Genomic DNA, 12,912 nt, shown 5'->3' on the forward strand with positions numbered 1-12,912 from the left:
CGACCGCACCGTCCGCTTCGGGGAGCCCGGCCGTCTCGGCTAGCCCGTCCGCGGCTGCGGGCGGCACCGCCGCCGCGCAGGTGCTCGCGCTGATCAACCAGGCCCGCTCCGCGGCCGGGCTGCCCGCGCTGACGATCACCTCAGGCCTGGAAACCAGCTCATCCCAGCACAACCTGCTGATGGCCGACGGCTGCGGGCTCTCCCATCAATGCCCGGGCGAGGCACCGCTCGGTGACCGCGAGACCGCCGCCGGGGTCGACTGGACCTCCGCCGGAGAGAACATCGGCGAGGGCGGCCCCGTGGCCGACACCGACGCGGCCATCGCCCAGATGGCGGTCGGCCTGACCCAGTCCATGCTCAACGAGCAGCCGCCGGATGACGGCCACCGGCTGAACATCCTGAGCAGCTCGTTCACCCACATCGGGATCGCTGTCTACCGCGACAGCTCCGGCACCGTCTGGCTCACCCAGGACTTCTCCAACTGAGCCCAGGTTCCCGGATCGGGGACGCGTGGAAAGATCGTGAGCGTGAACGCGCACCTTCCAGTCGATGATGGCAAGTCAGACAGTGACTTGCGGCGCGTTCTCGGGCGTTTCGACGTCGGCGTGGTCGTACGCCGGATGGAGATCGGGATCCGTCAGCTGCCCGCTTATTCGCGTTTCTTCTGGCCGGTGGACAGGGGCGCGATGGTTCGCTGGAATGTCGATCTGACCTTGCGCTGGATGATCAACGGGACTCCGCCGGATGAGCATGTTCTCTCCGATCTGCACGAACTGATGCGGGCCCGGGCCGCTGCCGGCCAGCCGCTCGACGACAGCGTGCTCGTCTACCGTCGCGGCGCCCGGATGTTCTGGGAGGCGCTGCTCGACCTGGCGGGCGAGGACGACCGCTCGCTGCTGACCGCGCGGGCGGACATGGTCTGGGGTTACCTCGAGGACTATGTCGACATGGTCGTGAGGGTGTTCGCGCAGGCGCACCCGGACCAGGAGGACTCGTCGGCCGCGGCCGGCGACCTGCGTGCCCGCGCGCTGTTCGATCGCCTCTGCGCACAGGTGCCCGTGACGATCGAGGACCGTGACCGCGCTGCCGGGCTCGAGTCCGATCTGGCCGCACCCGCCTGCCCGTTTACCGCGCAGCTCGCCGGGGCTTCGGTCGCCGACCACGTCGGCCTCGCGGCGCGATTGCGCACCGCCGGGGCGCTCGCGTTCACCGAGGGGATCCGCGTCACCGGGTTGATGTCGCCGGGATTCGGCTGGAGCACGTTCCTCGCCGATCCGCGGCTGCTCCTCGCCCAGGATCCGGCCACCCCCCGCGCCCGCCTCGGGGTGGCGGCCGAGAATCTGCGGGCGCTGACTGCTATCGCGGCCCGGTCTGGGTGCCGGGGACGTGTGTCAGCCGATGACTTTCTGCCTGAACTGCTGGTCGCGGAGACACCAGAAGTCGCCGACCGCATCGTCCGGCGGGTCTTTGGCCGGCTGGAACGAGCCGATCCCATGGACCTGGCGGTCACCCTGCGATGCCTTGCTGCCCACGGGTTCGACACCGCGGCGACCGCTGCCGCGCTGCAGTTGCAGGTCAACACGCTGCGCTACCGGATCAGCAGGATTGAGAAGCTGACCCGCCTGTCCCTCACGGAGCACCGGGACCGGACGCTCGTGCTCCTCGCGGTCGCGTGGGAGACCATTTCCAGAGACCAGCGGTCCGCCTCCGCCGAGTGAAGAGCCGGACTCAGGTAAGGGCCCTGGCTACGCCGAGCCCTTCAGGTCACGGCGCACTTCGTCGGCAAGGTCGTGGATCTGCTGCTCGGTCTGCGCGAGCGTGGCCTCGGCCTGCGCGGTGCGCTCGGCAGCGCGCCGCTCGCCGCGGCTTGGCTTCCTGCTGGCCCGCACGGGCCGCTCGGTCCTCCGGAAAAGCCTCATGATCCCATCCTCTACCAGTAGCATCCCGAGACGAATTCAGGCGCTTGCTACCCAGGTCCGGCCCTTCCATGTGAAGGGCTGCCATCCGACTTGGTTATTTCCCCGCCGCCAGGGTGCCTTGTTACGTCACCGGGAATGGTGGCGGGCAGCCGGCCGTCACGCGGTGCCGTGAGCCCTGGCGAGGGCGTCGGTGATGGCCTTCGCGCCGCCGTGCGAGGTATGCCCGCCGTCGACAGGGATCTCCGCGCCGTTGAGGTAGGACGCGCGGGCCGACAGCAGGAACACGACCACGTCGGCGACCTCCTCGGGCTGTCCCTCCCGGCCCGCCAGGGTCTGCTCGATGCTGGACTGCACGAAGACCGGGTCCGCGCCGTCCAGGATCGGGGTGTCGATCGGACCCGGGTGCACGATGTTGACCCGGATGCCGCGCGGCGCGAGCTCGAGCGCGGCGGCCTTCGTCAGGCCGCGCAGCCCCCACTTCGAGACCGTGTAGGCGAGCGCGAAGTGCGCGGTGAGGCCGGCGATCGAGCCGATGTTGACGATCGACGCGCCGTCGTTGTCCGGCATCAGCGGAACCATCGCCTGCATGCCGAGCATGGCCCCGGTGAGGTTGATCCCGATCACCCGCTCCCAGCCCGCCAGGTCCATGGTCAGCAGCCGCGCCCGGTAGGGCACGCCCGCGTTGTTGACCAGGCCGTGGACGGGGCCGCCGGCCAGGTGCGCCGCGAGCGCCGCCCACTCCTCCGCGCTGGAGACGTCCAGGTGCCAGTACTCCATCGCGCCAGGGCCGAGCTCGGTGAGCCGTTCCGCGAGCGCCTTGCCCTCGTCGTCGAGGATGTCCGCGCCGACGACCCGCGCACCCTCGCGAACGAGGATCTCCGCTTCCGCGGCGCCCTGGCCGCGCGCCGCGCCGGTGACGATGACCGTCCGTCCCGCCAGTCCGTAATCCATCAGGCTTCTCCCTTCGGGATAGCAGGCATAGCGTCCATCTCAGCATCCCGGTGCCGCCGCGGTCATCCCGCGGGGATCGTCTCTCTGAATGACGGGTATCCGGCGTGGCCGCGCAGCACCTTGACGACGCCAGGCAGGACGTGTAGTCACAGTGTGACTATAAATGTCGCCCGAGGAGGCCCCCATGGAAGAACGAGCGGCCCTGCTCGCCCGCGTCAGCGCGGGCCACGGCACGGAGATCAAGGACCCGGCGACCGGCGAGGTGATCGGACGGATCGCGTTCGGCACGCCCGGCGAGGTGGCGGCGGCAGTCGACACGGCCGCGAAAGCTCAGCCCGGCTGGGCCGCGCTGGACGACCAGGAGCGCTGTGCCGCGCTCATGCGGGCGGCGGACGCCATCGACGCGCACGCCGAGGAGCTTGCTTACGTGGTGAGCCGGGAGCAGGGCAAGACCATGAACGGGCTGGGCGCCAGGTACGAGGCGGCGGGCTGCGCCGCGTGGGTGCGGGCCACCGCCAGCACGCCGCTGCCCGTCGAGGTCCTCGTCGACGACGGCCAGAGCCGCGCCGAGCTGCACTACCGGCCGATTGGCGTGGTGGGGGCGATCACCCCGTGGAACTGGCCGATGATCATCGCCTGCTGGCAGATCGCCCCGGCGCTGCGGATGGGCAACACGGTGGTCCAGAAGCCGAGCGAGTACACCACGCTCACCGGCCTCGCCATCGCGGCGGTCCTCAACGAGGCGCTGCCGCCCGGCGTGCTGACCGCCGTCACCGGGGCCGGCGACGTGGGCGACGCCCTGGTCCGTGACCCGCGTGTCGGCAAGGTGATGTTCACCGGTTCGGTCAAGACCGGGATGAAGGTCATCGAGGCGTCGGCGGGGAACATGCCCCGGCTCACCCTGGAGCTTGGCGGCAACGACGCGGCCATCGTGCTGCCCGACGTCGACCCGCAGGCGATCGCCGAGGGCCTGTTCTGGGGCGCGTTCATCAACAACGGCCAGACCTGTGCCGCGATGAAGCGGCTGTACGTGCCGGACGCCATCTACGACGAGGTCGTGGACGCGCTCGCCGCCCTCGCGGCCAAGATCCCGATGGGCGTCGGCCTCGACGAGGGGAACGTCCTCGGCCCGCTGCAGAACCAGATGCAGTGGAACGTCGTCAACCGGCTGGTCGAAGACGCCAAGGTACGCGGCGCGCGCGTCGTCATGGGCGGCGACCCGGACGCCGCCGCTCCCGGCTACTTCTACCCCAAGACCCTGATCGCCGACATCGACAACGCCGCGCCGCTGGTGCAGGAGGAGCAGTTCGGCCCCGCGCTGCCCATCATCAGGTACACCGACCTGGAGCAGGCCGTCGAGTGGGCCAACGGCGTCGACGTCGGCCTCGGCGCGTCGGTGTGGTCCGCCGACCGCGACACGGCCCTCGCCATCGCCGCGCGCCTGCAAGCCGGGACGGTGTGGATCAACAGCCACGGCGGCATCGACCCGCGCGTCCCGTTCGGCGGCGCCAAGCGCTCCGGATACGGCCTGGAGTTCGGCGTCGAGGGACTGAAAGCCGTATCCGTCCCGCAGGTCATCAGCGGCTAGGCCTCAGTAAACCGCCCGGCCGCCGGACAGGTCGAACGCGGCGCCGGATGCTCCGCGTCAAGCCGGTGGTGCGCAACCGGCGCCTGGTTTAGCCCACGTGGGACTGGCCGGTCACGTCCGCGGCGCAGGTCTTGTTCAGGGTGGAGATGTCGGAGCTGACGGCGGGGCCGGCGGACCGCCAGCCGGACGCGCCGGTGTTCGTGAGCTTCTTCGCGTTGTTGTCCAGCGAAACGACAGCGGGGACGAGGCTGCCCGTGGCTCCAGTTCCTGTGCCCAGGTCGCTCACCGTGGCGAGCAGATCGGTGATGGCCTGAACCTGCGCCGCGGTGGCCGTGGTGTTGATCTCGGCCTCGGCATTTGCCCACTGTCCGCTGATCGCCTGGTTGTCGGTGAAGAGCGTGCTGACCTCGTTCGCCACGGTGTTGCCGCTGACCAGCACCGACTGGCAGGTCAGCGTGCCATGCAGGGTGTGCTCCGCGAGCGGGTTGGTGGATGAGGAACCCGTGCATCCAGCCAGGGCGGCGACGACGGCTGCGCAAGCGGCAAAGGTCAGGGGTTTCATGAGATTAGCCCCGGTCATCTCAAAACAGCCTCCGTATCCGTTTCCTCCACCGGATAAGACGCGCAGCCGCCCGCGATGGTGCGCCACAGCGGGTGATTGTTACCAGGATGAGACGCTGCGCGACGGGACCGTAACCGCCGATCAGAGGCGGGATCCGCGATTACTGGACGGGCGATTAGCCGGGCGGCGACGCCGGCGACGTGACACTGGTCGAGAAGGACGTCGTCGTCGGCGTCGGCGTGGTCGTGCCGTTGCCCGTCGAGGTGGCCGGCGTCGGCGTGTGGCTCGGTGTGTGGGTCACGCTGGGTGCCGTCGAGTGAGTGGGCGTCGGCGACAGTGTGTGATGGCTGGGGGTCGGGGTGGAGGCCGGAGCGGCTGGCGTCTGGCTGCGCGTGGGAGTTACCGGCTGGACGTTCCCGGTGTTGCTCTCAGGTATCGGCCGAACCCAGACGTAGAGCGTGAGAAAGCCGAGGAACAGCCCGATGAGCACGAGGGTCGACGTGCGCGGGCGTCCGATGGCGAGGCGGTTGCGGTGTCGTGGTTCCCTGGTCATGGGGCCTCATCCGAGGTGGGACGGCCGGCGTCGACCTCAGCCGACACGATGATGCCCTCGCTGCGGAACGCCGCCGCGACTAGCGCGCGAATCTCCCGGCCGACGTCGAACTGCATGCCTGGCAGCGTCCGCGCCACCATGCGCAGCGAGAACGTGTCGACGTCCATCCGTTCGACGCCCATGACGCTGGGCTGGTCGAGCATCATCTTGCGCAGCCGCTCGTCGCTGTAGGCCTCCTTGCCGACCTGCTCGAGGACGTAGGTGGCGTGGCCCACGTCGACCGCGGCGGGCACGGGGATGTCGATTACGGCCCGCGCCCAGTCTCTGGACAGGTTGGTCACCTGGGTGATCTGACCGTTCGGCATGATGATGACCTCGCCGCTGACCGACCGGATGCGGGTGACCCGGAGGGTGACCTCTTCCACCGTGCCGAACGCAGGCTCCGACACGCCAGTGACATTGATCTTGACGACGTCACCGAAGCCGTATTGCCGTTCCCCGGTGATGAAGAACCCGGCGCCGATGTCCTGCACGAACCGCTGCAGGCCGAAGCCAAGTCCCGCACTGATCAGCGCGGCCGGCGCCACCAGGCCCGCGGTCGGAATGCCGAGGTTCTGCACGACCAGCACGGCGGTCACGGTGTAGACGATCGCGAGGGCGCCCCAGGTGGCGACCTGCGCCACGACGTGACGGTGCTTAGCGGCCTCGGAACGCACCAGCGCATCGGATTCGGCCGACCGGGCGTCGATGCGGGTCATGATCCGGCCGCGCGCCCAGTCCGCCAGCCGCGTGAGCAGGAGCGCTCCGAGGACTAGCAGGATGATGACCAACAGGTTGCTGCGAGCCCAGACACTGAAATCGTCCAGTGGTGCGATCGCGCCCGTCACTACGCCTCCGTTCTGGGGATCGTCCTTGCACGAACCGCCAAGTCTAGGCAGCACGGCGCGATGCCAGGCCCGCGATCATCGATTCAGTGGTGCACTTCACACGATCAATGTCAGGGTGTCACTGGTCACGGGCGGTCCCAGGTCGGTTTAAAAACCTGCAGCGCCTCCCGCCCAGGCGCGCGCGTAGATTTGCCAGGGTGAGCTTCAACGTCAGCGCCGGTGCCTACCTGCGATTCATGGGTCAGTACTCCGAGCCGCTGGCGCCGCGGTTCGCCGATCTGGCCGGGATCGGGAATGGCCAGCGGGTGCTGGACGTGGGCTGCGGGCCGGGCGCGCTGACGGCCGAGCTGGCGAGCCGGGTCGGTGTCGCGTCGGTCAGCGCGGCAGAACCGTCGGCCTCGTTCGCCGTGGCGGCACGGGAACGGCTGCCGGGAGTGGAAGTGTGTCAGGCCGCGGCCGAGCAGCTCCCATTTGCCGACGGCACCTTCGACGCTGCGCTAGCGCAGCTGGTCGTTCACTTCATGGCTGACCCGGTTCAGGGGTTGCGAGAGATGCGCAGGGTCACCCGGCCCGGCGGAATGGTAGCGGCCTGCGTGTGGGATCACGCGGGCGGCCGCGGGCCGCTGGCCGCGTTCTGGTCCGCGGTACGCCAGCTGGATCCGGCCGCCGACGACGAGTCCGGCCTGGCCGGTGTCCGCGAAGGCCACCTGGCCAGCCTGTTCACTCAGGCCGGCCTGAACCGGGGCGCAGCCACCACGCTGACGGTCCGGGTCCGTCATGCTAGCTTCGACGACTGGTGGGAGCCCTTCACCCTTGGCGTCGGCCCGGCCGGCGCCTACGTGGCGTCCCTGACCCCCGATCACCGGACCGCGCTGCGCGACCAGTGCCGGCGCCTGCTGCCCGTCGGCCCGGTGGAGATCACCGCCACCGCCTGGGCAGCCACGAGCCGCACTATCTAAACGAACTGGGTGAGCGACAGGACATTGCCGTCAGGGTCGGTGAACCAGGCCACCTTGTCTCCGCCGGGAGCGGTCCAGACACCGTCGCTATCCTGGTCCATCCCCTCATAGCGCAGGAAAACCACACCCCTGGCGGCCAGGCCCCGGATGGCGGCCGTGATGTCAGTGACCCGCCACCCCAGGACGGTGTAGCCGGCCTGGCGGACTTCAGGGGTGGCGGTGATGCGGAGCATGGTGCCGTTCGCGTCGAGCACGCATGCGAAGTCGTTATGCTCGGCGACGGGAAGGCCCAGTACCTGTTCATAGAACGCTCGCGCCCGGTGTAGGTCAGTCGCTGCGGCGAACGCGACGATGTGGCTTGACCCCAGCATGGCAACCCCTGCCCTTCCAGCCAGGCTCGCATTCAGATCCTACGGTTGAGGCCGTCGGCGGAGAAGGAGGCAACCGTGACCGTGTCTCGCTTCGTGGTTCAGCTGCACGACGCGACGACGCTGCATTTCGATCTCCGGATCCGGATCGGCGACGTCCTCCGGTCGTGGGCGGTTCCCAAAGGGCCGTCGCTTGATCCCAGTGTCCGGCGGCTGGCTGTGCCGGTCGAGGATCACTCGCTGGCCGCCGGTGACTATGAGGGGATCCGGGCCGGGCAGACACGCGGCACGGGCGCGGTGATCATCTGGGATGAGGGCGACGCCGAGATCATCCGTGATGAGCCTGGCCATCTGTCCGTCCTACTGCACGGCAGCAAGCTCACTGGAGGATTCGCCTTGACCCGCACCGGCGAGCGCCGCTGGATTCTGGTCAAGACCCGCGATGCCCACGCGCGACCAGGGTCGGACATCGTGGCCGAGCAGCCAGCGAGCGTCCGAAGCGGCAGGACGTGGGAAGACCTAACGAACGAATAACTCAGGTGGCGAGCGTACAAGTCACACCCGCCACTCGCCTCGTAAGAGCCGGTGGCATCCTGAAGGTGTGCCAAGCGTTGCCTCGCTCGAGGCGCTGCAGCGGGCGGCTGCCGATTTCACGGTCACGGATCTGAGCGTGGTGATTGAGCCGCCGGCACTGGCGGCAGCGCGTCGGTCGCTGGATGAGTCGGGTCTGCTGCTGCTCGGCGAGGTCCACGGGGTGCGGGAGAACCCGTTGATCGCTCGTGCGCTCATGCAGGCGTTCGGACTGAACGCGCTTGCCCTGGAATGGCATGAGGACCTGGCATCTGTGGCCGGGGCATTTTGTGCGGGCGAAGCGCTGGCCGATCACCCGCTGCTGTGGTCCGGCGATGGCCGGATCACAGCCGGGCATCTGGCGGTATTGCGGGAACGCGCCGCAGCCGGACCGCTGACGCTGTCCTTGTTCGACGGGACCACCGGGGCAGGCTGGAGTTGGTCTCAGCGCGACGAGGCGATGGCCAGGCGGATCCTGGCTGCTCCCGCGGCAGGTGCTGGCACCTTGGTGGTCGCAGGCAATGCGCACACCCCCATCACCGGCACACGCCAGGGCCTCCCGCTTGGCGCGTTCATTGCCCGGCAGCGGCCGGGTGTCCGGGAAATCCGGATCCGCTATGGCGCCGGGCGCTACTACAACATCCAGCCATGCCGGTTCCGCAGCCGCATCGGTCCTGGCGGCCGTGACCTGCGGTTGCACCAGCAGGACGACACCCTCATCTTGGACCTGCCTGCGGCCGGTGAAGCGGTCGTTCCCCAGCGGTTCTAGCGCCGTGTCACCGCAGCACGTGGGTGCCATTCGGGCCGCTGAGGCGCGCGACGAATGCGGCAGCGGCCGCTGGCCTGATCTCAACGTCGGCGCCGAGGGCTGTGAGCAGTGGCGCGAGGGACGGGGGATCGGGGTGTTCGAGGTTGAAGGCTTCCAGGGTGAGCCCGGGCGGCGCTGATCTGGCGGGATGGTCGGTGCCACCCCAGCTGATCAGGAACGGGATCAGGCTGCCGGGCATCGCGTTACGGGTCAGCCGCCACCGCAATACCGTTCCGGTGGGCGTGGCCCGTTGCCCGTCGGCCACTTTACCTGGGTCATAGCCACGGCTGCGGGCCCGGGCGACGGCCGCGTCGATGTCGTCGCAGGCGAGCGCCCAGCTGACCAGGGCGCCGCGGCGTAGGCCATCGACGCCGAAGGGACGCGGCATGGGCGGCGTGGGCTGTCCTGGATCGGGAGCGATGATCTCCAGATACGTCTGCGCGCCGAGCGCGAGCAACGCGTTGTGGGTACCCGACCCGTCGTGCTTGCCTCCGGCCTGGGCCAGGACGCCGAAGCGCCCTTCCACCTCGGCCACCGCAGCGGGCAGGTCGGGAGCGGCATAGACCAGGTGGTCAATCAGCACGTGATCCTCACTTCGACACCAATCAGTCGAGACAGAACTCGTTGCCCTCGATGTCCTGCATCACGAGGCACGACTCGTTGTCGTCATCGGCAGGCAGTAGTCGCACGCGTACCGCGCCGAGCGCGACCAGTCGTGCGCATTCGGCCTCAAGTGCGGCCAGGCGCTCTTCACCCACGAGCCCGGTGCCGACCCGAACGTCAAGATGCAGCCGATTCTTGACGACCTTGCCTTCGGGAACACGCTGGAAGAACAGTCGCGGGCCCGCACCTGAGGGATCAATGCATGCGAACCATGAACCCTGACGCTCAGGCGGGAGCGCGCGATCGAAATCGCCCCAGGTAGCAAACCCCTCCGGTGGCGGCGGTACCACGTACCCCAGCACCTCGCACCAGAAACGAGCGACGCGCTCAGGTGCTGCGCAGTCGAAGGTGACTTGAAACTGCTTGACCGACGCCATCGGTCCACCATAGAGCCGTGGTCTTTCGTCGTCTCCACGGGCCACCGCTGGCCCGGCTACTTGCTGGGCTGCGGGAGTGTGCAGTTGACCTTCGGGTTGACGCCCAGGTAGTTGAGCGGGCCGGCGAGAATCGTTACCGCGATCGTGCCGCCCGCGGTGCAGCTACTGACAGGCCCGCTGTAGTAGCCGCGCTGCCCGGCGGCGATGGCGCCGATGACGAGCCATATGACGAGCAGCACCGATCCGATGTGCATCCCGACCTCCCGGCCGCCACCCGCTTGACCCAGAGCAAGGTGATCCTGTCGTGGAGCATACCGGCGAACACGCCAATTGGTTCATAGCCGGGCATCCGGCAGGCGCGATGAGTCCAGCCGTGCCGCGCCGTCTTACGTTGAAGAGCCCGCGGAGCGCGTGGAGGGGACGGTGGCATAGATGACCTTGTTCGTGCTGGTGCCCGGCGCTGGCGGTCAGGCGGCCTACTGGGCACTGCTGGTGCCCGAACTGGAGCGGCGGGGCCACCAGGCGACCGCGGTGGACATCGCCGAGGACGACCCGGCACTGGGCTTGCCGGACTATGCCAGGATCGTCGACCAGGCGATCGGCGACCGGCGGGAGGTGGTGCTGGTCGCCCAGTCGATGGGCGGGTTCACCGCGCCGATGGTCGGCAAACCGGTCGCGATGATCGTGCTGCTGAACGCCATGATCCCCGACCCCGGCGAGACCCCGGGCCAGTGGTTCGAGAACACCGGGGCCGGAGAGGCGCGCCGCGCGGCCGACGCGGCCGCAGGCCGTAGCGGCGAGTTTGACGCCAGCACCCATTTCCTGCACGACCTGTCGTCCCGGGCCCTGGCCGTACTGACAGCCGCCGGACCGCCCCGTGAGCCCGCCGATACTCCCTTCCGGCAGCCGTGTGCGTTCCGGCGCTGGCCCGGCATCCCGATCAAGGTGCTGGCCGGCGCCGACGACCGCTTCTTTCCCGCTGAGTTCCAGCGCCGCGTCGCCAAAGAGCGGCTCGGCATCGACGCCGACCAGATTCCCGGCGGGCACCTGGTCGCGCTCAGCAACCCAGCCGGCCTCGCCGACCGCCTCGCCAGCTACGCGGCCGAACTCAGGAATGGCGGCCGCGGCCGAGGCTGATCCAGAAGCGGTCTTCGCCGTCCTGCTGACCGTCCGGCACGCCGCCGTTGGCCAGGATCACCCGGCGCGATGGCTCATTGTCGATGGCGCAGGTCACCAGTACCCGGTCCAGCCCTAGCCCGCGGCATTGCTCCAGCCCCGCGGCCAGCATCCGGGTCGCGTGACCCTGGCGCCGCCATGGCGCCACCACGTGGTATCCGATGTGGCCGCCGGTCTCGGCCAGTTCAGGGGTGAGCTGATGCCGGACGACGAGCGTGCCCAGGTAGTACTCGCCGGAGACATACCAGAAGACCGTGGACGGCACTCCCCAGCGGATCTGGACCCCGCGCCGGGCGGCGACGAACCTGGCGAAGTCCTCGCTGGCCGCCTCCAGCCAATGCATCGGCGTGCCTCGCAGCATGCAGTCGGCCTGTTCTCCCACGAGATAGGACACCCTGACGTCCACGGTCGGCCACACCAGCTGCGGCGGCTCGGCAAGACGGATCACTGCTCCAGTCTCCACGACGGCATAACTAGCATCGGTATGTCGCAGCCGAACACTGTGCGATCGACATTGCCGCCGCGCCTGAACGCGTGTGGCACGTGATCGTGGATATCGAGTCCTGACCGCAAGCTCAGTGACCGGGTCGCAGCCGGGCGCGTCGCTACGGCCAGGTATCCGCACGCGCCGGATGCCACGCGCCCCAGAGGGTTGCCGCGTGGCATCCGGCACGCCGAGCCTAGGTCAGGAGGTCGCCCGGACGGCTTGCAGGATCACGTTCGTCACGGTACCGGGATTGGAGATCATGGATAGGTGCGGCGCATCTACTCTGGTGATATGGGCGTGCGCCGTGTTGGCCATGGCTAGCTGCAACGCCAGCGGGATGGCGTGGTCGACGGTGCCCACTACGGCCCAGGACGGGATGGTCTTCCACGCCGGGACACCGGTCTGCTGGGTCAGCGCGATCGTTGACAGCGGCAGCTGGGTGACGGCGAGCACATTGGCCTCCGTGGCGGGCAGGCCGTTGGCCATGCAGCTGGGGAACACGCTCTGCTTGATATAGGCGTCACCCACGCCGCTGGGGGCGCCAGGGAACGGAACCACATTCAGGTTCGCGGGCACGGCGCACGACCCGGGATAGGCGGTGAGCAACTGCTCGAGGGTCTGGCCCTGCGCGGGCGCGAAGGCGTCTACGTAAACGAGGGCTTTGACCTGCGGGTCGCCGGTGGCGGCGTTGGTGATAACGGCCCCGCCATAGGAGTGCCCCACCAGCACGATGGGACCGGAGATGCTGTGCAGGAAGTCCGCCAGGTAGGCCGGGTCGTAGGCCAGGCCCTGGAGCGGGTTCGGCGGCGCGTACACGGTGTAGCCGTCAGCCTGCAGGCGCTGGATGACGCCATCCCAGCTGCTGGTGTCGGCCCACGCTCCGTGCACCAGCACGATGGTGGGCTTAGGGCCGTCACCCGCAGCGGCAGCCTCGGCTGTACGGGCCGACGCGCTCTGGCTGAGCGGGATGACCAAGCCGGCAATGGCCACGATTACAGCCGCGATAATGAGCCGCAGCCTGCCTGGCTGCGTGATTCGGGCAGT

At 69.0% G+C, this 12,912-nt stretch carries 17 protein-coding genes; 7 read left to right on the top strand and 10 right to left on the bottom strand.

Features of this window, described 5'->3' with window-relative positions; genetic code table 11:
- Both WA805_RS29035 and WA805_RS29040 read left to right on the top strand, forming a co-directional pair.
- Positions 1 to 485: CAP domain-containing protein (locus WA805_RS29035; RefSeq protein WP_425238811.1), on the top strand; the 485-nt coding region annotated here is incomplete at its 5' end.
- A 36-nt stretch (positions 486 to 521) separates the two neighbouring features.
- Positions 522 to 1,718 carry a helix-turn-helix domain-containing protein gene (locus tag WA805_RS29040; RefSeq protein WP_422272234.1) on the top strand — a complete coding sequence of 399 codons (1,197 nt, stop codon included), beginning with the start codon at positions 522 to 524 and terminating at the stop codon, positions 1,716 to 1,718.
- Positions 1,719 to 1,745: 27 nt separating this feature from the next.
- Here WA805_RS29040 and WA805_RS29045 read toward each other — a convergent pair whose 3' ends face one another.
- Positions 1,746 to 1,919 carry a hypothetical protein gene (locus WA805_RS29045; protein WP_422272236.1) on the bottom strand — a complete coding sequence of 58 codons (174 nt, stop codon included), beginning with the start codon at positions 1,917 to 1,919 and terminating at the stop codon, positions 1,746 to 1,748.
- A 156-nt stretch (positions 1,920 to 2,075) separates the two neighbouring features.
- Positions 2,076 to 2,870, bottom strand: a complete 795-nt coding sequence (locus tag WA805_RS29050) for an SDR family NAD(P)-dependent oxidoreductase (protein WP_422272238.1) — start codon at positions 2,868 to 2,870, stop codon at positions 2,076 to 2,078.
- A 184-nt stretch (positions 2,871 to 3,054) separates the two neighbouring features.
- Here WA805_RS29050 and WA805_RS29055 point away from each other — a divergent pair, with 184 nt between their 5' ends.
- Positions 3,055 to 4,458: an aldehyde dehydrogenase family protein gene (locus WA805_RS29055; protein WP_422272240.1), complete on the top strand. Its 1,404-nt coding sequence runs from the start codon at positions 3,055 to 3,057 to the stop codon at positions 4,456 to 4,458.
- Between the two features lie 88 nt (positions 4,459 to 4,546).
- Here WA805_RS29055 and WA805_RS29060 read toward each other — a convergent pair whose 3' ends face one another.
- The gene (locus WA805_RS29060) at positions 4,547 to 5,020 is read right to left on the bottom strand and encodes a hypothetical protein (protein ID WP_422272242.1); all 474 of its coding nucleotides are present in this window, start codon (positions 5,018 to 5,020) and stop codon (positions 4,547 to 4,549) included.
- A 549-nt stretch (positions 5,021 to 5,569) separates the two neighbouring features.
- Positions 5,570 to 6,460, bottom strand: coding sequence for a mechanosensitive ion channel family protein (locus WA805_RS29065; RefSeq protein ID WP_422272244.1), 891 nt, complete (start codon positions 6,458 to 6,460; stop codon positions 5,570 to 5,572).
- A 197-nt stretch (positions 6,461 to 6,657) separates the two neighbouring features.
- On the opposite strand from WA805_RS29065, the gene WA805_RS29070 reads away from it, so the two are divergent.
- Positions 6,658 to 7,419, top strand: coding sequence for a class I SAM-dependent methyltransferase (locus tag WA805_RS29070; RefSeq protein ID WP_422285777.1), 762 nt, complete (start codon positions 6,658 to 6,660; stop codon positions 7,417 to 7,419).
- Here the strand turns inward: WA805_RS29070 and WA805_RS29075 are convergent.
- Positions 7,416 to 7,790, bottom strand: a complete 375-nt coding sequence (locus WA805_RS29075) for a VOC family protein (RefSeq protein ID WP_422285778.1) — start codon at positions 7,788 to 7,790, stop codon at positions 7,416 to 7,418. The genes WA805_RS29070 and WA805_RS29075 overlap by 4 nt on opposite strands.
- A gap of 75 nt (positions 7,791 to 7,865) precedes the next feature.
- On the opposite strand from WA805_RS29075, the gene WA805_RS29080 reads away from it, so the two are divergent.
- Together WA805_RS29080 and WA805_RS29085 are read left to right on the top strand one after the other, a co-directional pair.
- Positions 7,866 to 8,321: a DNA polymerase ligase N-terminal domain-containing protein gene (locus WA805_RS29080; RefSeq protein ID WP_422285779.1), complete on the top strand. Its 456-nt coding sequence runs from the start codon at positions 7,866 to 7,868 to the stop codon at positions 8,319 to 8,321.
- A 67-nt stretch (positions 8,322 to 8,388) separates the two neighbouring features.
- Positions 8,389 to 9,126 (top strand): hypothetical protein, encoded by a 738-nt coding sequence (locus tag WA805_RS29085; protein WP_422285780.1) that lies wholly within the window; start codon positions 8,389 to 8,391, stop codon positions 9,124 to 9,126.
- A gap of 7 nt (positions 9,127 to 9,133) precedes the next feature.
- Here the strand turns inward: WA805_RS29085 and WA805_RS29090 are convergent, their stop codons facing one another.
- The 3 genes from WA805_RS29090 to WA805_RS29100 are packed head-to-tail and all read right to left on the bottom strand — an operon-like array spanning position 9,134 to position 10,459.
- Complete coding sequence (locus tag WA805_RS29090; RefSeq protein WP_422340553.1) at positions 9,134 to 9,748, bottom strand: VOC family protein; 615 nt, start codon at positions 9,746 to 9,748, stop codon at positions 9,134 to 9,136.
- Between the two features lie 22 nt (positions 9,749 to 9,770).
- The gene (locus tag WA805_RS29095) at positions 9,771 to 10,205 is read right to left on the bottom strand and encodes a VOC family protein (protein ID WP_422290302.1); all 435 of its coding nucleotides are present in this window, start codon (positions 10,203 to 10,205) and stop codon (positions 9,771 to 9,773) included.
- Between the two features lie 56 nt (positions 10,206 to 10,261).
- Entirely contained in the window at positions 10,262 to 10,459 is a 198-nt protein-coding gene (locus WA805_RS29100) for a hypothetical protein (protein ID WP_422280296.1), read from the bottom strand.
- Positions 10,460 to 10,637: 178 nt separating this feature from the next.
- On the opposite strand from WA805_RS29100, the gene WA805_RS29105 reads away from it, so the two are divergent.
- Positions 10,638 to 11,342 carry an alpha/beta fold hydrolase gene (locus WA805_RS29105; protein WP_422280298.1) on the top strand — a complete coding sequence of 235 codons (705 nt, stop codon included), beginning with the start codon at positions 10,638 to 10,640 and terminating at the stop codon, positions 11,340 to 11,342.
- On the opposite strand, the gene WA805_RS29110 is transcribed toward WA805_RS29105, so the two are convergent.
- Together WA805_RS29110 and WA805_RS29115 are read right to left on the bottom strand one after the other, a co-directional pair.
- Entirely contained in the window at positions 11,314 to 11,829 is a 516-nt protein-coding gene (locus WA805_RS29110; protein WP_424559351.1) for a GNAT family N-acetyltransferase, read from the bottom strand. The two genes, WA805_RS29105 and WA805_RS29110, sit on opposite strands and share 29 nt — an antisense overlap.
- A 237-nt stretch (positions 11,830 to 12,066) precedes the next feature.
- Positions 12,067 to 12,912, bottom strand: an 846-nt coding sequence (locus tag WA805_RS29115; RefSeq protein WP_425243920.1) for an alpha/beta fold hydrolase, incomplete at its 5' end; no start/stop codon positions are given.

The organism is Trebonia sp., assembly GCF_049794275.1.
Classification (GTDB): domain Bacteria; phylum Actinomycetota; class Actinomycetes; order Streptosporangiales; family Streptosporangiaceae; genus Trebonia.

Excerpts from the sequence above, each read along its gene's own strand:
- WA805_RS29105 (WP_422280298.1), top strand. The coding sequence starts at position 10,638 with ATGACCTTGTTCGTGCTGGTGCCCGGCGCTGGCGGTCAGGCGGCCTAC.
- WA805_RS29100 (WP_422280296.1), bottom strand. The coding sequence starts at position 10,459 with ATGCACATCGGATCGGTGCTGCTCGTCATATGGCTCGTCATCGGCGCC.
- WA805_RS29075 (WP_422285778.1), bottom strand. The coding sequence starts at position 7,790 with ATGCTGGGGTCAAGCCACATCGTCGCGTTCGCCGCAGCGACTGACCTA.
- WA805_RS29050 (WP_422272238.1), bottom strand. The coding sequence starts at position 2,870 with ATGGATTACGGACTGGCGGGACGGACGGTCATCGTCACCGGCGCGGCG.
- WA805_RS29055 (WP_422272240.1), top strand. The coding sequence starts at position 3,055 with ATGGAAGAACGAGCGGCCCTGCTCGCCCGCGTCAGCGCGGGCCACGGC.
- WA805_RS29045 (WP_422272236.1), bottom strand. The coding sequence starts at position 1,919 with ATGAGGCTTTTCCGGAGGACCGAGCGGCCCGTGCGGGCCAGCAGGAAG.
- WA805_RS29095 (WP_422290302.1), bottom strand. The coding sequence starts at position 10,205 with ATGGCGTCGGTCAAGCAGTTTCAAGTCACCTTCGACTGCGCAGCACCT.
- WA805_RS29060 (WP_422272242.1), bottom strand. The coding sequence starts at position 5,020 with ATGAAACCCCTGACCTTTGCCGCTTGCGCAGCCGTCGTCGCCGCCCTG.